We start from the raw sequence: 23,118 nt of genomic DNA on the forward strand, positions 1-23,118 counted from the left end.
TACCCTCCGATGCTGCGTTTGGATGGAATTCGCTAGGCGACTGAGCTTCTGACGATTTCAAGGGGCTTGCGATTCTCGCGCCGCAGGAACTTCTGTGTCTGTTCTTTGCGGGGATTGTCGATCACCTCTTCGGCCGTGCCGATTTCGCAGACTTCGCCCTGGCAGAGAAAGGCCACGCGGTCCGCCGATTCCCGAGCGAAATTGATATCGTGCGTGACAACCACCATCGTCATGCCTTCGCTCTTTAGGAGACGCATGGTCTCAAGCACTTCGCCGACAAGTTCGGGGTCGAGCGCGGAGGTGACCTCGTCGAAGAGCATATAGCTCGGCTCCATCGCAAGCGCTCGGGCGATGGCGAGACGCTGCTGCTGGCCGCCTGAGAGCTGAGACGGCAAGCTGTCGCCCTTGTCGCCGAGCCCCACATGCTCGAGGTGCTTCTGCGCAAGTGCGCGCGCCACCGCGCGGCTTCGCTTTGTGACCACCCGGGGTGCCAGCGCGACATTTTCCAGCGCCGTGAGGTGCGGGAAAGCGTTGTACTGCTGGAAGACGATGCCCAGCTTGCTGCGCAGCTTGTTGATATCCGTCTTCGGATCGTGGACGCTGATGCCGTCGACGAGAATCTCGCCACCCTGGATCGGTTCGAGCCCGTTGATGCATTGCAGGAGCGTTGATTTTCCCGACCCGCTCGCGCCGATGAGGCACACGAGTTCGCCCTTTTCGACCGTGAGATCGATGCCCTTGAGCACGATCACCGATCCGAAGGCCTTCTGGACGTTGCTGATGCGGATCATACGCGGACCTTTCTTTCGAGGTGCCGGCTGTACCGGGAAACAGGATAGCAGATAAGGAAATAGAAAAGCCCCGCACCCATCAGCAGCAGCCAGGTCTCATGTGTCCTGGTGATGAGTATCTGCGTGGAACGCATATATTCGATGTAGCCGACCACGCCTGCGAGAGCGCTGTCCTTGATCAGGCTGAGGACGAGCCCGATCCACGGAGCCAATCCCGTCCTGAATGCCAGGGGCATGGATATGTACAAGAGCTCCTGGTAGCCGTTCATGCCGAGCGAGCGAGCGCTCTTGCGGTATTGAACCGGGACTGAGAGGAGGCTCGCCCGGACCACCTCGGCAGTTACCGCCGACATCCAGGCACCAAGCGCGACGGTACCGAACCAAAAGGGTGAAGTGCCGAAGCCCAGGATCGATAGGAGGCTGTTGGCGAGTATCAGCTGGATGATCATCGGCACGCTGCGCAGGATGTCGATGAAGGGGGCCGTGGCGATCCTCACGGTCATTGACACGGTGCGCAACCAGCCAAGGACGATCCCGGCAAGGGTGCCGACAAGGGTTGCTGCGGCGGCCAGCCTGACAGTGTTGAGCAGACCCTGAGCCAGGAAATAAGCATCCGACCAGGCGAGGCCTTGGTTTGCGAACTGAAACTGCACGCCTAGCTCCTGTATATGAGGCGGAAGGCCAGGTGGGACGAGAACTGCAGCCCTTTGGCGATGAGGTAATAGATCAGCGCCGTGACCAGAAAGAACTCGAATGTCCGGAAGGATGCGGACTGCGCGTACTGCGTGGCGCCCGAGAGCTCCTGCAGTCCGACCAGCATGCCAAGCGAGGTGTTCAGCATTCCCCAGATGCCTTGTGTGACATAGGCAAGGAAGATCACCTTGAACATCTGCGGAAAGATCACATGAATGAAGCTCTGCGGGCTGGTCATGCCGAGTGAGCGCGAAGCCGACAGCTGCTGTCGCGGGATGGCGTTGAGGCCACCCCTGAAAATTTCTGTCATGTATCCGGCGTTGTTGAAGGAGACGGAGATGAGGACGGCGGCGTAGCTGGGGATGTTGATGTGGAAGGCGCCCAGCCCGAAATAGAAGAGATAGAGCTGAAAGACAGCAGGCGTGTTGCGCGACAGCTCCACCCACCAGGTCGAAAACCGGTAGGCCCATCCCTCGCCCTGCTGGCGCGCGACAGCCATGGGCATCGCAATGAGCGTGCCGACAATGAAGGCCAGAATGGTGATCTGGATCGTCACCCAGGCTCCGGCCAGCAGCAGGGGCAGTGAATCCCAGACTATGGACCAGTAGAACTGATAGCCGTTCATGCCAAACATCCCATGCTCATGCCGGCAGGTTTTCCTGCCGGCATGAGCCCTATGGTTAGAAGTTAATGCCTTCAGCTGTCAGCGGCGGCAGCGGGCCATTGCCGTAGTACTTGTGGTACACCTCGGCCCAACGCCCATTCGAAACCTGAGTGAACACGAAAACGCGCGCCCAGTTGAGGAACTGCTGGTCGTCACGTTTGACGGCAATCGACCCGAAGTCGGCGAGAGGGGCAAGTCCGGCCATCACGAACTCCGGAAACTGACCACTTTGCGATAGCGAGTTGAAGACGGCGACATTAATCACGATGGCGTCGATCTTGCCCTGCTGCAGAGCCAGGAAGGTTTCCGCATCGCTCGCAAAGCCGGTGTAGGTCGCACCCGTACCCTCCCAGCCCTTGCCCAGCTCATCCTTGAAGAGTTGCTCAGGCGTGGTGCCAACGACACCACCAAGCTTCTTGGATGCCAGTTCGGAGTATTTGGCGATGCCGGTGTCCTTGCGGGTCACGACTGCCATGACGTTGTTGGTGTATGGCTGGGTGAACGCCACGGTCAGCGCACGTGCCGGGGTCGGCGTAGTCGAGGCGATAAGGACGTCGATGCGGTTCGAAACCAGCGCCGGGATACGATCCGGCGAAGGCGTCTCGATGATTTCCGGCTCTGCGCCAAGCGCCTTTGCCATGTCCTTGCAGTACGTCACGTCATATCCGTCGGGCTCGTTGTTCGAGTCGCGGAAGCCGGCAGGCGGACTGTCCAGCATGATGCCACAACGCAGCTTTTTGTTCTTGATGATCGTGTCGAGGGCCGAGTCGGCATGCGCCTGAGCGGCAAGCGTGAAAGTAGCGACCGCTGTCGCCAGCAGAGCCTTTACAATCGTTTTCATTTCATTCCCCTTTCTTGTATTGCACACTAGTTTTTTGTTGGCTGAGCATTTGTGAGGCCGCTCAACTCGCCTTTCTCGCCAGCCCGGGTGACACGCCGAGAGCTTCGATAGGTCCCACTTCCTTCTCGATCAGCGGCACGACTTCGTTCTTGAATCGAACGAGCGAGCGATGCGCCAACTCGATTGGCATGCAGCCGAAGGAGAAGTTGCAGGTGTAGTTGCTTGGATTGAGACGTTTGATGTCCGCGACCATCTTCTCGGCAACGGCATGCGCATCGCCTACCACCATGTTGTCCGCATATTGGTCGAGCGTGTACTCGCCTTCGTACGCCTGGTTGCTGATGTAGCTGTTGTCGTCCAGCGGCGGTGAAGCCTGGCGAAGATAATGTGCCATACGCCCCACGTACCGGGCCCGCTCCGCCACGACCAATGCCTCGCTGCGGCTGTCGGTTATGGCCAGGTACTGCATGATCGCCAAGGGCTTGGTCGAAGGCTGCTCGCCGATGGACGTCCAGGCGTCGTTGAGCCCGTTGACCATCTTGTAGAGCACGGGCGATCCGAGCGTGCTGGCTGCAAGGAACGGAACCGCCTTCCACTTCTTGAAGCGCTCGAGGAGCTTGGGGTGGGAGGAGGTCACAAAAATCGGCGGAAGGGGCTTCTGCTGGGTGCTGATCGCGAAATGGGTCTTGGGGAGGGAAATGTACTTTCCCTTGTACTCTACCTCGCCATCGACAAGCGCCTTTTCGATGACGTCCCAATACTCGAGGAAAACGTCGACCCGATCGTCCAGCACGATGTTGTAGCGGTCGAACTCATAGCGCTGATAGCCGGTACCCATGCCGATGATGAGGCGGCCTTCGGTCTGTGTGTCGGCGACAGCGATCTCCTGGGCCACACGGAGCGGGTTATAAAGCGGCAGCACGATTACGCCCGGGCCAAGCTTGATCCGCTTGGTCCACCCCGCCGCGTAGGAACACATCATCAGCGGCGACGGCGAACTCGAATAGTTGGCGAAATGGTGTTCGGCGAACCACGCGACATCGAAGCCGAGCTCATCAGCGGTCTCCACCATCTTGCGGGTATCGCGCATCACGCCCTGGGCACCGTCGGGATGATCGCGAAGCGTCATCAGGTTAAAAAGGCCAAGCTGCATTCATTTGCTCCTAAGATCCCTCGGCGACGGCTGTCGACGCTGGCAAACAGTCCTATCCAGCCTTCTGCAGGACCATGGGTGAAGTCAGCGCGTAGGCGCCGTTCTGGTAGATCAGGGGGTCGACATCGGAGGCAAATGCCACCCCTGCGACCCGTCCGATGATGATGTCGTGCGTGGCATAGGAGATCGCCTGATCCATTTCGCAGAACAGGTTCGCCTGGGCGCTTGCCAGGTACGGTATGCCGTCCTTTTCGGTCCACTCGCCAATGTCGAAACGCCTCTCGGCTGGCCGTCCGCCACTGAAAGAGTTGGATATGTCGGCCTGCGAGGCCCGAAGCACGTTGATGCAGTATTGCCCCTCTTCCTTGAGCGGCACGTTGATCGACGAGTTGCGGTTGACGCAGGCAAGGATCGAAATGGGAGCGAAGCTGAGCGGCGTGACCGACGTGACGGTGATGCCATATCGGCGCCCATCGTGCCTGCACGAGATCACGCAGACCGTGGACGCCACGCGCCGCATCGATTGCCGGAAATGCTCGGTACTCAGGTCCTGCGAGAGCATTATTTGCTTCCTTGTTCCCAGCTTCAGAATTGCAGATTATCTACAATACGTCAACGTATTTTTGGACCACCCCGCTCCAGACGAAACTGCCTTGTTTAGTGGTGGTCGTGCGCTCCGTCAGGGCCCGGAAGCGGGAATTGCCTGGCCAGATCCGCGACTTGCTCCGCAGAAAGATATCGCGGGTTGAGACCGCGAAGCAGAAGGTACAGCTTCGCCGTTTCCTCGAGTTCCTCGATCGCGAACACAGCGCCCTCGAGATCCTTGCCGGCCACGACCGGCCCATGGTTTGCCAGCAGGACCGACGTATAATTGCCGGCCAATCCCTTGATCGCCTCGGCGACCGCCGGATCGCCCGGCCTGAAATACGGCACCAGCGCAGTTCGGCCAGCGCGCATGAGATAGTACGGCGTCATCGGCGGCAGCACCGACTTCGGATCGATTTCGGGAAGCATCGTGACGGCGACCGAATGCGTCGAATGCAGATGCACGACAGCCCGAGATCCTTTGACTGTGTCGTAGAGCGCGGAATGCAGGGGGATCTCCTTCGTCGGCTTATCGCCCGAGACCAGATTGCCCTTTGCGTCAATGCGGGAAATGGACGCCGGATCCAGAAATCCGAGCGACGCGTTTGTCGGGGTCACAAGCCATCCGCCTTCGTCGAGCTGAACAGAGATGTTTCCCGAGGAACCGGGGGTGAGTCCGCGATCGAACAGCGACCTGCCGAAGCGGACAATCTGTTCACGGAGCTTCGTCTCTCGCATCCATATCACCCGAGATTCTAGGCGCATGGCTCCGAAGCCAAACGCACTGAGCCCACCACGGACGCCAACCTGAAAATCTCAAAAAGTGCGGCGACGGCCCGTTGCAGATTGTAGATAATCTGCATTATGATTGGATTGAAAGCAAGAGGTTGGATACGCATGTCTGCTGACAAAAGCGCGGGAAAATCAAACGTCGCCGTCATCGGGTTGGGATCGATGGGGTTTGGTATGGCGAGTTCGCTTGTGCGATGCGGACACGCGGTCGTGGGCTACGATCCCTCCGCGACGGCTACGGAAAGGCTGGTTGCAACCGGCGCGCGGATAGCGGTATCACCGAGTGAAGCTGTTGCCAATGCGAGCGTCGTCCTCTGCGTCGTCGTGAACAGCGCGCAGACCGACGCGGTGCTTTTCGGCGATGGCGGCATTGGCCCCGCAATGGCGCCGGGGTCGGTGTTCATTTCGTCGGCGACCATGGCGCCATCGGAGGCGAGACGCCTGTCCACGCGCCTCGCGGAGCGCGACATCCTCTATCTCGATGCCCCGATCTCGGGCGGCGCAGAAAAAGCTGCGAGCGGCGCCCTGACGATCATGGCGTCGGGTAGCCCGAATGCCTTCGCACGGGCGCGGCATGTCCTGGATGCGGTCGCGGCGAAGGTTTATCACCTGGGCCACGAACCTGGCATCGGCGCTTCGGTGAAGATGATCAACCAGCATCTGGCAGGCATCCATAATATCGGCCTTTCGACGCTGAGCTATCTACTCGAGGGCGAGATGGTTCATCGCGACAGCGCCGGCAATGTCGAGACAATCCGGCCCGGCGACGTGAACTGGATGACGGCGGGCAGGGGCATCGTCCATTCGGAGCGTTCGCCTGCGAAATTCAGTTGAAGAGCATTTTTCATTGTCGTTTCACGTCCCCATGGCCACCGTTTCGGAAATGAACCAGGAGATGGATCGCCAAGGCCGCGGCGGCTTCGGCCCGTCAACCATCGAAAGCCGCTATATTCTCGAGGACGTTCCGTTCGGGCTGCTGCCGACCGTTTTGTTGGGGAAGATCAGCGGAAATTCAGCGATTCTCCATGAATCTGGAATTGCCATATTCTCGGCGGCTTACGGTCGCGATCTTAAGGGAGATAATGATATTCTTCCCGCGCTGGGCTTCGAGGGAATGGCAAAAGCGGACCTCGAAAACCTTTGCCGTAAGGGATTTTAACAAGTTTCCACAGTGGACTGGGACATAGGCCAAGTGCCCGAAAAACCACCGGGGCTGGTTGCCGGCGAGCACGACATGCAGGTTCCTCGGCGAGCGCCGGGAGATGTCTCCAGGAACTCAGCACGAGATCAAATGGTCCCGCCCGGCGGTGTGAGTGGGTCTGTAGCAGGGTCCGTCATCGAAACCCAGTGCGGCATGGTTCCATCAGTTGCCAGATGCCTGAACATTGCATCAACTGCGCAGGCGCTTCGCGCCTCCATCAAGCCACCAGATCAATACCGGCCATGCAGGCGCCGACAGTCCGGAACAACGAGTGTCGTAGCCCGTTCAGGATAAGTGGTTCGTCCACAATCAGCTACGCGAGATAGACATGTTCCGATTTCTAGCGTTGGCAGGGACCATCTTGGGTCTGACGATGTCGCCGGCGCAGGCCGCCAGTGATGCGGATCAGGCTGTCGAACAATTTCACCGTACCTGTCTGGCCGAGGGTCCCAATTTCGAGCGCATGATAGAGACCGCGCACGAGCGCAGGTGGACACTTATTGCCGAAGCAGGCTTCGCCGAACTCGCGCCAATCGCTAATCCAACCTCAGTGGAGGCATGGCTGGTGGCCGAAGCGGAGGAAGGATTGCCAGCAGGAACCATCATCGGCACCACCAAGGCAACGATGAGCGGCAAACCGGTGCAGACGTGTACGCTGGCATTTCCCGATATCGATCAAGAGGCATTTCGGAAGAGTTTCTTCACCCGTACGGATGCCGAGAAGATTGCCGAAGATCGCGATACGGAGGAGTTCTCGCGTCTCTACATCTTCGTTGCCGGCGGACGTAAGCAATTTGTCCGGCTGGTGGTCGTGCCTTCAACGCCACCAGGAAACCCGCGCGTCGTTGCCAGTTCGATCATGGCCGACTGACATGTCATTCCTCCCGCCCCCGTGCTCCTCTGGAGGGCGAACACTGCGAAATGTCGCGAGCAGCAGAAGGTCGTAGATAATTTTCAGCCCACCGGCGATGATCAGGGGCCAGCCGAAGCTGGAGACGGCAAGGAGAGCCCCTGCGAGGACTGGACTGGCGGCCGCCGCGAGGCTGCGCGGGACGGCGGTGATGCTCGCCGCGGCAGCCCGCTCTTCGGGCGTCACCACGGCCATGACGTACGATGTGCGAGTCGGCACGTCCATCTGCGACAGCGCGCTTCTAATCAGCAGAAGAGCGATAGCCGGAGCGACGCTCGGCATGAACGGGATGAGCACCAGACAGAGGCTCGACGGAAGGTGCGTAAACACCATGGTGTTTACGAGTCCGATCTGCTGGGAAATTCGCACAGCGACCAAATAGGACGCAGCCGAAAGGACACCCGTCCAGAAAAAGATTGCGCCGGTCGCGGCGAGCGACAGGCCGAACCGTTGAAAGAGCCAAAGGGCCAACAACGACTGGACGACGAAGCCGCCTGCGAAAGCATCGAGGCTGAAGAGTGCGGCGAGCGTTAGAACGATGGAGCGAGACCTGCGCAATGGCTGTGCCGACACTCTGTTTGCGTCAGGCGCGTCACTCGGCAGCCGCCGATAGAGGAGCACCGCCGCCAACCCAAGCGAGGCATAAAATAGAAAAGCTGCCTGGAGGGCCTGTTTCATTTCCAGGCCGATGGCGTCGCGGAGAAAGTCGGGCGCTCCTGCGGCCAGCGCTCCGACGGCGCCGGCGAGAGAGCCGATGAGGCTGTAGCGCGCAAAGAGCGCCGTGCGGTCGCGGTCGGTGACGCTCTGCGCAAGCTGCGCATGTTCGAGCGGTAGAAACACGCTGACGTCCCCTGAAGATGGGTTCAGCGTGCCGACGAACGCGATGAGAAGCAGCGGCCAGAAATCGTGAACCACAGCGAAGACGATCCCCGTGGCTATCATCAGGACGGCCGCTGCGGTCAGCAGCGCGCGACGGGAGAAGCGATGCGCGACGATCCCAACAGCCAGGGTGAGAGCGGCTGAACCCGCGAGCGTCGCCGTCGACAGGGTTCCGATCTCGAAGGCGTCGAAGCCGAGCGTGGCCAAATAGGCGGGAAGCAGGATGCTGACCAGACCGTCACCGAACGCCCGGAGTCCCCTGGATGTCAGCAGGTTCGCGGCCGTCGGCTCAGCACCCGCAGGAAGGAGCCTGAACCGTTGCTTCGAAATAGCTTTGCGCAAGCCATGTGCCAGCCACTGTAACGTCAACGATGCCTCCACCTCCTCACCCCACGGGTCAGGGCGCTGGCTGCACGGGGTTAGATCGCTCCCGTCGCCATCCCGTAGAGCAGCCCGAGGATCGAACAGCCGGCGAGCACCGGGAGCATGCCGATCTTGAAACGGAACACCGCCAGCAGCGCACTCAATGTCAGGACGAGCGACGGGATATTGACGGAGCTGAATGCGGGCACATCGACCGTCATGCCGAACCCTTTGACCTCGCGCAGTGCTCCAAACAGAACGTGAAGGGCGAACCACACCGCCAGGTTCAGGATCACGCCCACCACGGCCGCCGTGATGGTCGCCAGCGCGGCGGACAAGGCCTTGTTGCTGCGCAGCGTTTCCACGAACGGCGCACCGACAAATATCCAGAGGAAGCAAGGTGTGAAGGTGACCCAGGTGGTGAGCAGGCCGCCCAACGTTCCAGCGAGCAGCGGATTAAGCGATCCCGGCGCTCGATACGCGCCCATGAAGCCAACGAACTGGGTTACCATGATCAAGGGGCCAGGCGTCGTCTCCGCCATGCCAAGGCCGTCCAGCATCTCGCCTGGCTTCAGCCAGCCATATGTATCGACAGCCTGCTGCGCCACGTAAGCGAGGACGGCGTAGGCGCCTCCGAAGGTCACGACCGCCATCTTCGAGAAAAACACCGCGATATCGGCGAAGACATTGCCGGACCCAAACAGCACGAAAAGGCCGAGGACAGGTGCCAGCCATAGCACCAGAAACACACCGCCGATCTTCAACGACCAGCTGACCGGCGGGCGAGCATGAGCAGGAATGCCTTCGCCGAGCGCCGATTCCGCATCGGCGACCTGCTTGCCGCCGACCTTGCCATGGCCGTTGCCCGCCATGAAAGGTGCCAGCCCGGCCCGCCCGCCGACATACCCGATCACTGCAGCCGTCAGGACAATGAGCGGGAACGGGACATGGAAGAGGAAAAGCCCAATGAAAGCGGCGGCAGCGACCGCTACCATGACGTTGTTCTTGAGCGCCCGCTTGCCGACGCGGATAACCGCCTCGAGCACGATGGCGAGGACGGCGGCCTTCAGGCCGAAGAAAAGCGCCTGCACCGCGCCAACATTGCCGAAGATCGCATAGATCCAGCTCAGCGCCATGATGGCGATCACGCCCGGCAATACGAACAGCGTGCCGGCCACGAGCCCGCCTCGGGTTTTATGCAGGAGCCACCCGATGTAGACGGCGAGCTGCTGGGCCTCCGGTCCTGGCAACAGCATGCAGTAGTTCAGCGCATGCAGGAACCGCGTCTCGCCGATCCAGCGCTTCTCCTCAACGAGGATGCGATGCATTACCGCGATCTGGCCGGCCGGGCCACCAAAACTCAACGCCGCCACACGCGCCCAGACCCGCACTGCTTCGCCGAAGGGGATGCCATGCGAAGGGTCATCGCCGAGCGCATTCGGATGGACGGCACGAACGCTGGTCATTGGTTCCCCTTCACCCGCGCTTCTGGCGGAAATATCGATAGAGGTTGTCGAATACCGAAGCACCCTCGGCGATCCGTTGCTCGTCTTCCGCATTGGCCATGGCGATCCCAGCGATCAGGCTGGCGATGCCGGTGGTTTCCTCGCGACTGAACTTGCCGTCCTTGAGGTCGATGTCATGGACAATCTCGGCGATGGCCTGCAGCGCCGGGTCGACTAAGCCACTACGATTGAGCAGTACCTCGAAGCTGCAGCGGTCCCCTTCATGGGTGATTTCGCCTTCGAACATGTCGAAGCGCAATTCGCCTCCTTTGGCACGTGTCCCTTGCCCGCCACGAAGCGGATCGTTGCATCGGCATCGATGAAGCGATGGATCAGCCAGCTGCAGGCGATGCGGTCGACATGCACGTCCAGCCGCGTGACCCAGGTCCGGCCCTTGACCTCACCCAGCTCGGCCGTCTTCTTCGGTTCCTTGGTCATGGCCTTGTCCTCTATAAGCTGAGCCTCGAGCTCGGCGATCAGTCCCTCGGCGGCGAGCCGCCCGCTGGCGCCGAAGAAGTCGATCGCCACGACTTCGGCAAGCCGCTTGCGCATTCGACCGAGTTGCGCGCGGGCATACGCGCGCCGATCCTCGGTCTTGTCGGAGTCGATAGCCGCCGTTAGATCGCGCGCTGCCTTGGCGATCTCTGCATAGTCGATGTCCCGCGCGGCATCGAACAGCGCCCGAACCTGTGCGTCCGTCAGGCCGTCGATCAGACGCGCCTCACACACCATCGCCTCACCGCCACCGTCGATAATTTCCTTCAGGAGCCATTCGAAATCCTCCTGCGTTTCTGCATCGGCGGGCAGCGCATAGACTGTGCTTTTGACCGCAACTGCGCCGATACCCTGCAGCCGCCGCCAGATCTTTACCCGGAAACAGGCTGGTTTGGTCGGCAGCTGATGGATCAAGAGCAGCCAGCGCTGCTCGGTCCCAAGTTCCCCTTCGCTCATCAGCACACCGTATCACCGAGAAAGGCAAATGCAACACTTGTATCATATTATATTCAGGCGTAGCGTTGACGTCTCGCAGACTGTCTCGCTGATGCCTGACAGGAGGTGCCGAAATGACAGCCTCGGGTGGGGCTAGCCAGTCAGGATCATCCGCGACTCGGGCCGTCGGACGCACCGCAGCTACGCTCATGACTGCCGGCATGATCATCGGAACGGGTATTTTCGGTGCCCTTGGTGCGACCGCCGAGCGGGCCGGTCCCGCCCTTCTGCTGGCAATGATCCCAGGTGGGCTGGCTGCTTCGTACTGCTCTTTTTCATACCACCCCTGCACCTTTAATGGTGACGCTGGCGTTGGCGTTCGGCACTCGATTCATTGTGTGGCGCCAACGGAAATCTGGTTCGGTTAGTGCTCGATGAAACGAGGAGGTCTAAGATGCTCGATACCCAAGCTATTGAATCCCTTACCGGACTGAAGGGACAGACCACGGGTGACGTGCTCAAGTTATCGGTCCCGCGCAGTGAAGTGAGAATGACCCTGGACGGCTTTGAGATCATTCCGTTTATGGGCCTCACCTCCTGGGTTAGTTTTAAACAGGGGGCACATCATGCCACGTTGATGGGCGACATCGTCGTGCTCGAAGATGAAATCGAGGACGCGATGGCCGCAGCGATCCAGGCGAACCTTTACGTAACAGCCCTACACAATCATTTCGTCCGCGAGCAGCCGCGCGTGATGTTTATGCATGTCGAGGGTACGGCTGATGAAACTGCGTTGGCGACAGGAGCGCATAGGATTTTTGAAGCGATAAAGATCGTGCGCCAGAAGCATCCTGTCGAACCCGCCATCAAGAAAGTGAATAGTAGCTTGGACGCGCCGCCGCTTGAGGCGATTGTCGAGCACAAGGGCGAGAGCAAGGACGGCGTGCTCAAGTTTGTCCTGGGGCGCCCATCCGTGCCCGTCGTCTGCACACGCTGTGGCGAGCTCAATATTGATGCCGCAATGGGCTATAACACATGGGCAGGCTTCCAGGGCACGGACGAGCGCGCCGCGGTCTGCGGCGACTTTGCGATGCTCGAAAATGAAGTCTCTTCGGTCATCCGTGAACTGCAAGCTGGAGCGATTGGAGTAATGGCGGTGCACAATCACATGTTCTTTGAAGACCCGCGGATCATCTTCTTGCACTACTGGGGCATCGGCAATGCTCAGGCGTTGGCACAGAGCTTGAGGCGGGCACTCAACACGCAGCAATAGCCGGTCGCAGTCGCCACAGGAGTCATGCGACCGCCGCGCGCTCGCGATATAATGGCAGCGGAAATGTGTCGAAAGCCAAGAACTTCGGCGCAGCGCGCTCGGGTTGGCGGCGCGACGGCGGTGGGAAGGTCGGCCTGGGTGGCGGTTCCGTCGAAGTTGCCATATTCGTCGATGCTGGCAGGGCCGAACGGCACATCTCTTCGGGACAGCCGTTGGCATCGATCCAGTCGATGTCACGGCGGACCCCAAACATGGATGTGCGGCGGGGTGGGCCAAGATCGAAAACCTATCTCCGGATCAGCGGCCAAACGCCGAGCAGGATAACCGCCAGCGCTGCGCCGATGTCCAGAACATGTCCCGTCTTGGCCCGCAAGATTTCGGTGCGCGCCATCAGATCTTCACCCGGAGAGGCCGGCTTGCTCGGCAGCTGATGGATAAGGAGCAGCCAGGGCTGTTCCATTCACTCATAAGTGAACCGTATCACGGGTAAGATAAATGTAACACTTGTATCATTCTTTAACCAGGCGTAGCGTTGGCGGTCTCGCAGCAGTAGGCCGCGCTGAGTGGCGCCAACCTAAAGGGAGACAAGGCCATGAAATGGGTTACCCGCGAACGTCCGGTGATCGACCGTATTGCTTGTCCCTGGCTGATCGCCCGCTTCATCGACACGGAGCCAGAATTCCTGTTCGTGCCGCCGGATCGGGTGATCCCAGTTGCCCAGGAGACGGGCGCTACACCCTATGACGTGCCCGGTGTCGAGTTCACGCATGTGGGTGACGGCTGCAGCTTCGATACCTTCGTCTCGAAATACGGCCTCGAGCGCGATCCGGCGATCGTGACGATCGCCTCGATCGTGCGCGGCGCCGACACCGATCGGCACGATCTCATGCCACAGTCGGCGGGACTGCTTGCGATCTCCATGGGGCTCCGGGACGTCACGCCGGACGACCATGAGGTGCTGAGGCACGGCTTCGTCATCTACGATGCCCTTTATGCCTGGGCCTCGCGCCGCAAAGCGGAGACGCACAGCTGGCCGCCGGCCATGAAGCCTACGGCGGCGGCCTAAAAGATGATTACCCTCGAAAGAAACAGCCCGGGAACTGCTACGGTTGGTCGGCGGCTGATGGCCGCCATCGCCTTTGGCTTCAGCCTGATTGCTGTGAATGCCGCGGACGCGGCGGACACGTTCCGGCACCTCAAGGGCAAGGAGATCAAGGCCAAGTTCGCCGGCATGGATTTCACGGACGACGTTCATTGGGCGGATGCGTTCGGCCGCGACGGACGGATCGTGCGCTACGACATGGGCAAGAAGAACGCCGGCAAGTGGCGCGTCGAGAAGGGGCAGCTCTGCATTTCCGTTGAAGGCGAAGAGACCTGCTATCAGGTATGGATCTCAGATACCGCAGTACAGCTTCGTGACCCGGATGGGACGTTCTTCCTGGAGGGCGTGCTGCAGAAGCCCTCTGCACGCGACTAGCGTCTCGGATTGAAAGTCATTGGGCATATTGGGGCAGACCACAAGGAGAAATCCATGCGTGCAAAACACATCACCGGCGCAATGCTGATAGCGATGTCGGCGCTTCTCCAACCGGCGTCAGCGGCACCCGATTGGCAAACTGTCGCGCAGACACTTGGCAAATCCGGATCGGAAATGCCTGGCGGCGTTTATAGAGTTGGCTTGCCACGAACCGACCTGAAGGTATCGCTCGACGGCATGTCCCTGAAGCCAGGCTTTGCGCTCGGAGGCTGGATCGCCTTCGATCCCATGGGAAATCAGGCAATGGTCATGGGCGACATCGTTCTGACGCAGGACGAGGTGAACCCGGTCATGAAGAAGCTTGAAGAAGGCGGCATCGAGATCACCGCGGTGCACAACCACCTGCTGCGCGCGCAGCCGATGACGCTCTACATGCACCTCTTCGGCCAAGGTGATCCCGTAGCACTCGCCACAGCGCTTCATGCCGGCTTGGCTCTGACGAAGACGCCGATGGCTGCATCCGCCGGTTCGCAGGCGGCGGCCGCTTCGAAGATCGAGTTCGACACGGCGGGTGTCGACCAAGCTATTGGCTACAAAGGCAAGGCCAACGGCGCGGTCTACCAGTTCACTATACCGCGCGCAGAACCGGTCGAAGAAAATGGCATGGATGTGCCGGCCGCCCTGGGCTCCGCCATAGCGATCAACTTCCAGTCGACTGGCGGCGGCAAAACGGCGATCACAGGTGACTTTGTGCTGACTGCCAAGGAGGTCAATCCGGTTATCAGGGCGTTGCAAGGCAACGGCATCGAGATCACGGCATTGCATAGCCACATGCTCGATGAGCAGCCGCGGCTCTTCTTCATGCATTTCTGGGCGAACGACGATGTGCAGAAGCTGGCGAAAGGCCTGCGCGCAGCCCTCGACAAGGTCGCCGTCAAAAAGAGCTAGATTGGGCGTCCGCGCGCGCGTCCAACGGCGGAGTTCGGCCGGGCAATGCCCAATCGCACGCCGGGAGGGAATCAGCCGATGTTGATGCGAAGCCGGATGCCTGACAAGGCGCAAATCGCAACACCGCCAGCGAGCGGAGTCGCCCTTCGGGTCGACGCCTTGACAAAGCGCTACGGCCCGCAAACAGCGTTGGCAGACGTTGCCTTCACGGTCGAAGCCGGCGAAGTTCTCGGTCTCATCGGACCGAACGGAGCCGGCAAAACCACGTTGCTCGAAGCAGTTGCCGGCGTTCTTCCCGCCGACTCGGGGACGATTTTCTGGCACGGCGCCCCTCTGCCACCTGCATTGCGCCGGAGATCGATCTTCTACCTCCCCGACGGCCTCCGGCCGTGGCGCGACCAGTATGTCGAACGGGTGCTCGCGTTCTTCGCCGGTGTTTACCGGACATCGGACCTCGACGTCGCGGACACAGTTAGGGCGGTCGGACTTGCACCGGTGCTGAACAAGCGGGTGCTTGCATTGTCCAAAGGGTATGCCCGTCGACTGATGTTGGCGCTTGCCCTGATTACGCCGCATCCACTGCTGCTGATGGACGAGCCCTTCGACGGCTTCGACTTGCGACAGACCCGCGAGATCATGGACGTGCTGCGCAAGGTTGCGGCGCAGGGGCGCAGCCTCGTCCTCGCCATACACCAGCTGCTCGATGCCGACCGCATATGCGACCGTTTCGTCTTGCTCGCAGAAGGCCACGTGCGCGGCGTCGGGACCTTGGGCGACTTGCGGGAGCGTGCGGGGATCCTCTCCGGTGGGTTGGAGGAGGTTTTCCTTGCGCTCACCTGAGGCAGCGGTACCGCTCGACGCTCCCTTCGGCCCCTTGCTGGCCAAGGAGCTGCGGGAAATGGCGAGCGGCCGGCCGCTCTGGACAATGCTGCTGATGCTCTGCCCTCTCGTCGGCTTCAGCTTCTTTCAGGCCGTGTCGCTCTACGGCGAAACGAGCGCTACTGCCCTCACCTCGCCTGGGCTCGCGAGCGCACTATCCCCGCTGGACGGCGTACTGGTTCCGACGTTCGGCGGCTTCTACGTCGCCGTTACGCTGCTGTTTCCCTTTGTTGCCATACGCGTGCTCGGCAACGAAAAGGAGTCCGGCGCCTTGCGGCTCCTGATCCAGCTGCCCTATCGACCGCCGACTTTGATTGGCGCCAAGCTGGTCGCCGTCTTCGCAGCTTGGCTCATTGCCAGTATCCCTGCGCTCTCTGCGCTCGCGATTTGGGAGTTCATGGGCGGACATCTGTTCGTCGCCGAGACCCTGAATCTTGTTCTCGGACATCTCCTCTACGGCCTGTTGGTCGGCGCCATCGCGTTATTCGCAGCTGCGCTTACCGAGAGCGCGGCAACCGCGGCGATTGTCACACTCGGCTTCACACTCGGATCGTGGGTCATCGACTTCGCGGCGGCCAGCCAACCCGACCTCCTTGGCTGGTCGTCGCGGCTGTCGCTCACGCAAACGCTGCACACCTTTGAGCTCGGATTGTTGTCGCTCAGTTTGGTCGTCGGGGTGCTTGCGGCGATTCTTGGATTTGCCGCACTCGCTGCCATCTGGCTCCCCATGGGTGCTACCGTGCGCATCAAGCTTGTCCGTTCGCTCATCTGCCTCGTGGCGACCTGTCTTGTGATGGTCGCGGCTACCCAGATCAGATGGTCGGCCGATGCGACCGAGGACCGACGGAACTCTTTCTCGCTTGCCGACCAACAGGCCCTGGCGCACCTCAGCGATCAGTTGACCGTCACCGTTCACCTGGCGCCCGAAGACCCCCGGTACGCCGATTTGCGAACAAGCGTCCTATCGAAGCTCGAGCGGGTCATTCCACGGATTGTCATCCGTTTTGCAGGCGACCAGCAGAGTGTTGTCGGCAGCGCAAGCGATGAGTCGTATGGCGAAGTCGAGTACAGCTATGGCGGCCGGTCGGCCGTCAGTCGATCGACCGGCACCGAGGAGGTACTGCCGCTCCTTTATGGGCTCGCAAATGTACCCCTGCCCGTGCCGGCGACCGGGGCCGGCGATTATCCCGGCTATCCGCTCGTCGCGGCTCCGTGGATCGCGCTTCCCTGGTTCGTCGGCGGCCTGCCGCTGCTCGTCTGGGTTGCTTGGTGGCGGAGCCGCCGCGCACCGGCCATCAAATACACTTCAAGCCAGAAGGAGATCAGCCGTGAACATCTTACATAGCCTCAAGACAATTGCCGCGGCAGGTGTCGGCTTGGTGGCCTTGCTGCTGCCCGCTTCGGCGGGCTCGCCGGACATCGTCAATTTTTCGGACGAGGAAGTTGGCACAGATTCGAAGGCGATGCCCGGCGTGGTAGGCATTTGGCGGATCGAAACGGAAGGCGACAACAAGGTGTTGGCCGTCGACGGGCGCCAATGGAAGGAGGGACAGACTTCCGCTGGTCTCGCAGACAAGGCGCGGGCCCTCTATGGGGAGCGGTACGCCGAGTTCCTCGACCGCGTCCAGGCCTATGCATACTTCCCCTATGCTGTTCTTGAGGGCGTGCCGGATTTCCGCGATGGAGAGATCGCCGTCCGTTTCGAGGGCATCAGCGGCCGCATCGACCAGGGTGCAGGGATATTGTTCAACCTTAAGCCCAATGGCGACTATCTCACGATTCGCGCCAACCCTCTGGAGAACAACCTTGTGTTGTGGAAGTTCGAAAAGGGGAAACGCTCGTCGGTGACCTGGGTCAAGAACACCCCAACCTCAACCCATGAATGGCACGACCTGAAGGTGCGCATCGCCGGCACCAAGGTCGAAGGCTATGTCGACGGCAAGCTCTACCTGCAGGACACGCTGCCTGAGCCGGTGACCGGGCGTGTTGGCTTGTGGTCGAAGGCCGACAGTCACGTGTATTTTGATGACTTCACCGTAACTCCGGCTGGTTAGGCGGTACGCTTTCAACCAGCTTTCAAAGCTAGTACGGTGCGCCGGAGTCCGGTCTTCCGGGCGCCCGCGTTTGGCCCGGTAACGGGTGATTATTTCCATTGCACACGAGACTCAAAGGCGGGCCGGGTTTTTGCGAACCGATGCGTTCGGAACGATCGAAGGCCCGCTTCGTTCTGATCCGATGGACTGGATTAGACTAGGCCTCCTGGCGTTGGCGGGGTTCCTCACCTGGGCGCTGAACACCCTCTCGGCCGGAGGCGGAGGTCTATTGCTGATCCCCGCCGTGACTTTCATCACAGCGAGCGCGGCGGTTGCGCCGGTCATCACCTTGACCGAGCTCATCGGCAATCCCATCCGCGCCCTGGCCTTCCGGCGCGACATCGATTGGAGCCTGGTCCGTTGGTACCTGCCCGGCGCCATCGCCGGCGCCGCTGCGGGCTCCTGGCTCTTCGCCAACAGTCGGGCGGAATGGCTCCAGATACTCATAGGGATCTATCTGATCAGTGCAGTCTGGGAATTTCGCGGCGGCGCGCGCGAGCGGAGCTACCGAGCCCGCCGCTGGTGGTTCCTCCCGGCCGGCCTGATCGTCGCGCTGTTGTCGGCGCTGATGGGCACGGTGGGACCCGTCCTGAATTCGCTCTATCTGAACTACGGTTCGGAGAAGGACACGTTGGTCGCCACGAAATCCGTGAACTCGTTTGTGACCGATGTCGTCAAGGTCGCGGTATTCACCGGACTCGGCGCGCTCGGTGGTCAGGCGGCCATATACGGCGCAGCCGCGGGTTTGGGCGCCGCGCTTGCCAATCTGCTGGCCAAGCCCTGGCTCGAACGCCTGAGTAGAAGACAGTTCCGCGGCCTTGTGGTCGCGCTCATGGCTGTCAGTGGAGCGCTGATGATCTGGAACCAGCACAGCTTGGTTGTGCAGGCCTGGCGCGCGGCCACAGGAATGTCTTAACAATGTCCATGTTGGCTGGAGCCCTTCGCGCGCTGTACCGTAGCTTGGTTGGCCGGTCCCGCGACGCGCAGAGGCTGGCAAAAGGCCTGCGCGCAGCCCTCGACAAGGTCGCCGTCAAAAAGAGCTAGGCTTCCCAAACGTCTATATCGGACGGGACTCTTCGGCTGGTTCCTTCGAACCAGCCGATCTAACCAGCTCAGCTTCGAAAAGGTTCGCGAGGTCAGATCACGCTCAGCGTCACAGCGGCAAGAACAAGATAACGGCCGACCTTGGCGGCAGTGACCAGCAAAAAAAGCTCGCGCAGGACACCGGCAATGACAGTCAGCCTCGCGAAACGCGTTGGGGGCAGAAACGCCATCTTTCAGATAACCGGGCGGCGGCCGCTATCGGCCAGATGACAGGCTGCCACGCCGCCATGCGGCACCGATCGCAGCATCGGTTCCTCGACCCGGCAGACATCGATCGCCACCGGACAGCGCGTGTTGAACCGGCACCCCGGAGGCGGCGCGCTGGGACTTGGCGGATCGCCGGCGAGAATGATCCGGCGGCGCCCGGCTTCGATGCGAGGATCGGGAGAAGGAACAGCCGACAGCAGCGCTTGGCTGTAGGGATGGGCTGGCTCGCGAAATAGTGGCCGGGTCACGCCAGCTTCCGAGATGCGGCCGAGATACATCACGGTCACATCCGAGCAGACCTCGCGCACGATCGCCAGATCATGCGCGACAATGACAATGGTCAGACCAAGCTGCTTCTGGAGCGACGTGAACAGGTTGACGATCTGCGCCCGGATCGAAACGTCGAGCGCGCTGAGCGGTTCGTCGCAGACCAGTATGGACGGCTTCAGCGCAAGCGCGCGCGCAATCGAAACGCGCTGCCGCTGGCCACCGGAGAGCGACCTTGGCAAACGGTCGAGCACCGTCTCAGGCAGCGCAACCAGATCCAGAAGCTCGGCGATGCGGCGCCGGCGCTCGACTGATGAACCGAAGCGATGGATCTGCAGCGGCTCCTCCAGTGTCTGGTAGACGGACTGGCGGCGGCTCATCGACCCCAACGGGTCCTGGAAGACGAACTGGACTTCGCGGCTGAACGACTTCCTGTCCGATTTCAGCCATTCGGTGCGATCCCTTCCCCCAATCAGGACAGTGCCTTCGCTCTCCTTCTGCAAACCGACGATGGTGCGCGCCAGCGTGGTCTTGCCGCAGCCGGACTCGCCGACGATGCCGTGGAACGCGCCGCGCGTGACCGTCAGGTCTATGCCATCGACCGCCCGCACCGCGCCGACACCCGACCGGTTGGCGAAATGCACCTTCAATCCCCTGACCTCGATCGCTGCGGCATCAGACATGGACGGCGATCCCCTCTCGTTTCAGCACGACCGGGCAAGCCACGCGGTGCGGGCTTGTCGACGCGGATATCGTCTGCAACGGCGGCCGGTGCTGCCGGCAACCGGCTTCGACCAGTTCGCAGCGCTCGGCAAACCGGCAACCCGGTTCCAGCCGGATCTGGTTTGGCGGCAGGCCCGGTATCTCGCGGGTCGCCGCGCGTTCGTCGGCGCGAAAATCCGGCACCGATGCGAGCAGCCCGCGCGTATAGGGATGGACCGGCCGGGTCAGCACATCCATCGCCGTCCCCTCCTCCGCCACTTGGCCGGCGTAAAGCACGATGACGCGGTCGGCGACGGAAGCGACCACGCCGATATCGTGCGTGATCAGCACGACCGCGATGCCATCCTCGCGCTGGATCTGACGGATGAGCTCCAGGATTTGCGCCTGGACGGTGGCGTCCAGCGCCGTGGTCGGCTCGTCTGCGATCAGCACGCGCGGCCGGGCCGCCAGCGCCAGCGCGATCATCGCCCGCTGCAGCATGCCGCCCGACATTTCGTGCGGATAGCGGTTGTAGCGATCCTCAGGGTCCGGAATGCCGGAGCGTGCCAGAAGCGAGACCGCTTCCTTGCGCGCGGCCTCATGCGACAGGCCGGCGAAGCGGCGCGCCTGGCGGGCCAGCTGCGGGCCGATTTTCAGCATCGGGTTCAACGCGCTCATCGGGTCCTGGAAAATCACGCCGAAATAGCGCCCGCGCAGGTCCGACAATTGCCGGGAACCGATGCTGAGCAGTTCGCTTCCGTCGGCTCGCGCCGATCCCTTCATGTCCACGGTCACGCCCTCGGGCAGCAGGCCGAGCGGACCGAGCGTCATTACGGTCTTTCCCGAACCGCTTTCGCCGACGACCGCGACCGTTTCTCCGGGACGGACGTTGAACGACACCCCGTCCACCGCCCGCACCGAAACGGTGGTGGCGTAGAGGTCGATGACCAAATCTTCGATCGAATAGATCGGCTGACCGTCGCTCATGCTGAAGTCGTTCCCGTTTCGACGGCGTTGCGCTCGGCTTCTTCGCGAGCACGCGCGTTACGGCGCTTGCGCAATGTCGCGCCGCGAACCGGCCGCGGCACCTTTTGCAATGCGAAGGCTTCGCCCAGAAGGTTGAAGCTGACCACGACCAGCGTCAGTGCCAGGCCGGGCAGCACGACGAGGCGCGGCACCTCCTCGATGTAGCTCATGCCGTCGACCAGCATCTGGCCCCATTCCGGTGTCGGCGGCGCGACGCCAAGTCCGAGAAAGCTGAGCGTCGCGATGGCCAGCACAAGCGCGCCGGCGTCGGCGCTTGCGTAGACCACGACGAGAGCAAGCACATGCGGCAGGATATGGCGGGCAAAAATCCAGAGATGACCGGCGCCCATCACGCGGGCCGCCTCGATATAGGGCTGCTGCAGCTCGGCGGTGACGACGGCGCGGCTCATGCGGGCATAGTTCGCCCACCACGCCAGGGTGAGCGCCGTGATCATCGACCAGTAGCCGGTGCCCAGAATGCCGATCAACGCCAGCGCGATCACAAGGCTGGGAAGTGCCAGCGCAATATCGATGATGCTGATAAGGACGAGCTCGACACGGCCGCCGACATAGCCGGCGAAGGAGCCGATCGTGACCCCGATCGCCAAGGCGGCGACAAGCACGATCACCATCGCCACCAGGGAGATGCGCGCGCCGCCGATGATACGGCTCAAGACGTCACGGCCGAGATAGTCGGTGCCGAGCCAGTGGCTCCAGCTCACGCCCTCCAGTGTCGCCGAATAGTCCTGCGTGCTTGGATCGTAAGGCATGATTACCGGAGCGAAGATGCCGACCAGCACGAAGCCGATGACGGGGACCAGCACCAGCCACGGCCAGTCCTTGATGTCCCTGATAGCGGAAATGTTCATCGCCTCATGCTCCCCGCGCCCGGCGCATTCGCGGATCCGCGACGATGCAAATCATGTCGACGATGAAATTGACCATGACGAAGAAGACGACAAACAGCAGCAGCACCGACTGCATGCCGATGAAGTCGCGGAAGCGTATCGCCTCGATGAAAAAGGCACCGACGCCGCGCAATGCAAATACCGTCTCGACGACGATCGATCCGATGATCATCAGCGTGAATTGCGCGCCGAATGTCGTCAGGAACGGAATGGCGATGTTGGGCAGCGCCTCGCGCAGCAGCACCTGCGTTCTGGTATAGCCCTTGGCGAAGCCGGTTGTCGCAAACGGCCGCGACATCGCTTCCTGGAGGTTGACCCGAACGACGCGGCTGAGAACGGAGGCCGGGAACAGCGCGATCGTCACCCACGGCAGAAGCCATGAGGTGAAGCCGCTGGTGCCGAAGGTGGGCACCCAGCCGAGCATCACCGAAAACGCGATGACCAGCAGCGCCGCCACGAAGAAGTTCGGGGTCGACGCGCCGATCAGCGAAAATGCATGCAGGAACCTGTCCATGAAGCCGCCATTGCTGACGGCGCCGGCAATGCCGAGCGTGATCGAGAAAATGAAGGCGAGAACGCCGCCGCCGGCAAGCAGAGCCGCCGTCATCGGGATGCGGGCGGCAAACTCCGACGAGATCGGCTTTCCCGTTCGCAGTGAGATGCCGAAATCGCCGGCCAACGCGCCGGAAAGCCAGCGTCCGTAGCGGATCGGCAACGGGTCGTAGAGACCGAGCTCGTTGCCGATCTTGGCGATCATTTGCGCGTCAGCACCAGGACCTGCCGCACGCTCGGCAATGAGCGCCGCAACATTGCCCGGAGCCGCCGCAACCAGGGCGAATGTCAGCGCGGATGCCGCCAGGATCAAAAGGCAGGCAAGCAGCATCCGTCGCAGGATCGTGCGTTTCATCGTCAGGCCTCACTCGGGCT

Annotated in this window: 24 protein-coding genes and 3 pseudogenes; 11 read left to right on the forward strand and 16 right to left on the reverse strand. The window is 61.4% G+C overall.

What is annotated here, in order from left to right:
* Nucleotides 1-32 precede the first annotated feature (32 nt).
* From NKJ08_RS11955 to otnC, 7 genes are all read right to left on the reverse strand, one after another.
* The gene (locus NKJ08_RS11955; RefSeq protein WP_352527331.1) at nucleotides 33-791 is read right to left on the reverse strand and encodes an amino acid ABC transporter ATP-binding protein; all 759 of its coding nucleotides are present in this window, start codon (nucleotides 789-791) and stop codon (nucleotides 33-35) included.
* A complete protein-coding gene (locus NKJ08_RS11960) occupies nucleotides 788-1,444 on the reverse strand; it encodes an amino acid ABC transporter permease (RefSeq protein ID WP_023718647.1) in 657 nt (218 codons plus the stop codon). Before NKJ08_RS11960 ends, NKJ08_RS11955 begins: the two co-directional genes overlap by 4 nt.
* A gap of 2 nt (nucleotides 1,445-1,446) precedes the next feature.
* Complete coding sequence (locus NKJ08_RS11965) at nucleotides 1,447-2,109, reverse strand: amino acid ABC transporter permease (protein ID WP_352527330.1); 663 nt, start codon at nucleotides 2,107-2,109, stop codon at nucleotides 1,447-1,449.
* Between the two features lie 55 nt (nucleotides 2,110-2,164).
* Nucleotides 2,165-2,989, reverse strand: coding sequence for an ABC transporter substrate-binding protein (locus NKJ08_RS11970; protein WP_352527329.1), 825 nt, complete (start codon nucleotides 2,987-2,989; stop codon nucleotides 2,165-2,167).
* A gap of 61 nt (nucleotides 2,990-3,050) precedes the next feature.
* The gene (locus tag NKJ08_RS11975) at nucleotides 3,051-4,142 is read right to left on the reverse strand and encodes an LLM class flavin-dependent oxidoreductase (protein WP_352527328.1); all 1,092 of its coding nucleotides are present in this window, start codon (nucleotides 4,140-4,142) and stop codon (nucleotides 3,051-3,053) included.
* A 52-nt stretch (nucleotides 4,143-4,194) separates the two neighbouring features.
* Nucleotides 4,195-4,704, reverse strand: a complete 510-nt coding sequence (locus NKJ08_RS11980) for a flavin reductase family protein (RefSeq protein WP_352527327.1) — start codon at nucleotides 4,702-4,704, stop codon at nucleotides 4,195-4,197.
* Between the two features lie 95 nt (nucleotides 4,705-4,799).
* Nucleotides 4,800-5,465 (reverse strand): 3-oxo-tetronate 4-phosphate decarboxylase, encoded by a 666-nt coding sequence (otnC, locus tag NKJ08_RS11985; RefSeq protein ID WP_352527326.1) that lies wholly within the window; start codon nucleotides 5,463-5,465, stop codon nucleotides 4,800-4,802.
* 159 nt (nucleotides 5,466-5,624) lie between these two features.
* On the opposite strand from otnC, the gene NKJ08_RS11990 reads away from it, so the two are divergent.
* From NKJ08_RS11990 to NKJ08_RS12005, 3 genes and pseudogenes are all read left to right on the forward strand, one after another.
* The gene (locus tag NKJ08_RS11990) at nucleotides 5,625-6,353 is read left to right on the forward strand and encodes an NAD(P)-dependent oxidoreductase (RefSeq protein ID WP_502906325.1); all 729 of its coding nucleotides are present in this window, start codon (nucleotides 5,625-5,627) and stop codon (nucleotides 6,351-6,353) included.
* A pseudogene (locus NKJ08_RS12000) lies at nucleotides 6,346-6,678 on the forward strand (NAD/NADP octopine/nopaline dehydrogenase family protein); the annotation flags it as partial. The gene NKJ08_RS11990 and the pseudogene NKJ08_RS12000, both read left to right, overlap by 8 nt.
* Nucleotides 6,679-7,048: 370 nt before the next feature.
* Nucleotides 7,049-7,591 (forward strand): hypothetical protein, encoded by a 543-nt coding sequence (locus NKJ08_RS12005; RefSeq protein WP_352527325.1) that lies wholly within the window; start codon nucleotides 7,049-7,051, stop codon nucleotides 7,589-7,591.
* Here the strand turns inward: NKJ08_RS12005 and NKJ08_RS12010 are convergent.
* The 3 genes and pseudogenes from NKJ08_RS12010 to NKJ08_RS12020 form a co-directional block, all read right to left on the reverse strand.
* Entirely contained in the window at nucleotides 7,538-8,839 is a 1,302-nt protein-coding gene (locus tag NKJ08_RS12010) for an MFS transporter (RefSeq protein WP_502906331.1), read from the reverse strand. The genes NKJ08_RS12005 and NKJ08_RS12010 overlap by 54 nt on opposite strands.
* A gap of 89 nt (nucleotides 8,840-8,928) precedes the next feature.
* On the reverse strand, nucleotides 8,929-10,338 hold the full coding sequence (gene chrA / locus NKJ08_RS12015; protein WP_352527324.1) for a chromate efflux transporter: 1,410 nt from the start codon (nucleotides 10,336-10,338) through the stop codon (nucleotides 8,929-8,931).
* Between the two features lie 10 nt (nucleotides 10,339-10,348).
* A pseudogene (locus NKJ08_RS12020) lies at nucleotides 10,349-11,328 on the reverse strand (chromate resistance protein ChrB domain-containing protein).
* 433 nt (nucleotides 11,329-11,761) lie between these two features.
* Between NKJ08_RS12020 and NKJ08_RS12025 the strand changes: the two are divergent.
* A complete protein-coding gene (locus NKJ08_RS12025) occupies nucleotides 11,762-12,580 on the forward strand; it encodes a DUF1259 domain-containing protein (protein ID WP_352527322.1) in 819 nt (272 codons plus the stop codon).
* Nucleotides 12,581-12,866: 286 nt separating this feature from the next.
* On the opposite strand, the gene NKJ08_RS12030 is transcribed toward NKJ08_RS12025, so the two are convergent.
* The gene (locus tag NKJ08_RS12030) at nucleotides 12,867-13,040 is read right to left on the reverse strand and encodes a hypothetical protein (RefSeq protein ID WP_352517435.1); all 174 of its coding nucleotides are present in this window, start codon (nucleotides 13,038-13,040) and stop codon (nucleotides 12,867-12,869) included.
* Nucleotides 13,041-13,172: 132 nt separating this feature from the next.
* On the opposite strand from NKJ08_RS12030, the gene NKJ08_RS12035 reads away from it, so the two are divergent.
* The 7 genes from NKJ08_RS12035 to NKJ08_RS12065 all read left to right on the forward strand — a co-directional run bounded on the left by NKJ08_RS12035 (nucleotide 13,173) and on the right by NKJ08_RS12065 (nucleotide 18,893).
* Nucleotides 13,173-13,646: a chromate resistance protein ChrB domain-containing protein gene (locus tag NKJ08_RS12035; RefSeq protein ID WP_352517436.1), complete on the forward strand. Its 474-nt coding sequence runs from the start codon at nucleotides 13,173-13,175 to the stop codon at nucleotides 13,644-13,646.
* Nucleotides 13,647-13,649: 3 nt separating this feature from the next.
* Nucleotides 13,650-14,057, forward strand: a complete 408-nt coding sequence (locus tag NKJ08_RS12040; protein ID WP_352527321.1) for a hypothetical protein — start codon at nucleotides 13,650-13,652, stop codon at nucleotides 14,055-14,057.
* Between the two features lie 54 nt (nucleotides 14,058-14,111).
* Nucleotides 14,112-15,005: a DUF1259 domain-containing protein gene (locus NKJ08_RS12045; RefSeq protein WP_352527320.1), complete on the forward strand. Its 894-nt coding sequence runs from the start codon at nucleotides 14,112-14,114 to the stop codon at nucleotides 15,003-15,005.
* 45 nt (nucleotides 15,006-15,050) lie between these two features.
* Nucleotides 15,051-15,845, forward strand: coding sequence for an ABC transporter ATP-binding protein (locus tag NKJ08_RS12050; protein WP_352517438.1), 795 nt, complete (start codon nucleotides 15,051-15,053; stop codon nucleotides 15,843-15,845).
* On the forward strand, nucleotides 15,832-17,229 hold the full coding sequence (locus tag NKJ08_RS12055; protein ID WP_352527319.1) for an ABC transporter permease subunit: 1,398 nt from the start codon (nucleotides 15,832-15,834) through the stop codon (nucleotides 17,227-17,229). Before NKJ08_RS12050 ends, NKJ08_RS12055 begins: the two co-directional genes overlap by 14 nt.
* A complete protein-coding gene (locus NKJ08_RS12060; RefSeq protein WP_352517440.1) occupies nucleotides 17,213-17,938 on the forward strand; it encodes a LamG domain-containing protein in 726 nt (241 codons plus the stop codon). Before NKJ08_RS12055 ends, NKJ08_RS12060 begins: the two co-directional genes overlap by 17 nt.
* 181 nt (nucleotides 17,939-18,119) lie before the next feature.
* Entirely contained in the window at nucleotides 18,120-18,893 is a 774-nt protein-coding gene (locus NKJ08_RS12065; RefSeq protein ID WP_352781863.1) for a sulfite exporter TauE/SafE family protein, read from the forward strand.
* 220 nt (nucleotides 18,894-19,113) lie between these two features.
* Here the strand turns inward: NKJ08_RS12065 and NKJ08_RS12070 are convergent.
* From NKJ08_RS12070 to NKJ08_RS12090, 5 genes and pseudogenes are all read right to left on the reverse strand, one after another.
* Nucleotides 19,114-19,218 (reverse strand): annotated as a pseudogene (locus NKJ08_RS12070) (YqaA family protein); the annotation flags it as partial.
* 36 nt (nucleotides 19,219-19,254) lie between these two features.
* A complete protein-coding gene (locus tag NKJ08_RS12075; protein ID WP_352781834.1) occupies nucleotides 19,255-20,238 on the reverse strand; it encodes an oligopeptide/dipeptide ABC transporter ATP-binding protein in 984 nt (327 codons plus the stop codon).
* Entirely contained in the window at nucleotides 20,231-21,244 is a 1,014-nt protein-coding gene (locus tag NKJ08_RS12080; RefSeq protein WP_352663507.1) for an ABC transporter ATP-binding protein, read from the reverse strand. The genes NKJ08_RS12075 and NKJ08_RS12080 overlap by 8 nt, the downstream gene beginning before the upstream one ends.
* Nucleotides 21,241-22,152 (reverse strand): ABC transporter permease, encoded by a 912-nt coding sequence (locus tag NKJ08_RS12085; RefSeq protein ID WP_352781835.1) that lies wholly within the window; start codon nucleotides 22,150-22,152, stop codon nucleotides 21,241-21,243. Before NKJ08_RS12085 ends, NKJ08_RS12080 begins: the two co-directional genes overlap by 4 nt.
* 4 nt (nucleotides 22,153-22,156) lie before the next feature.
* On the reverse strand, nucleotides 22,157-23,098 hold the full coding sequence (locus tag NKJ08_RS12090; RefSeq protein ID WP_352781836.1) for an ABC transporter permease: 942 nt from the start codon (nucleotides 23,096-23,098) through the stop codon (nucleotides 22,157-22,159).
* Nucleotides 23,099-23,118 lie beyond the last annotated feature (20 nt).

Source organism: Mesorhizobium sp. M0244, assembly GCF_040321795.1.
Classification (GTDB): Bacteria; Pseudomonadota; Alphaproteobacteria; order Rhizobiales; family Rhizobiaceae; genus Mesorhizobium.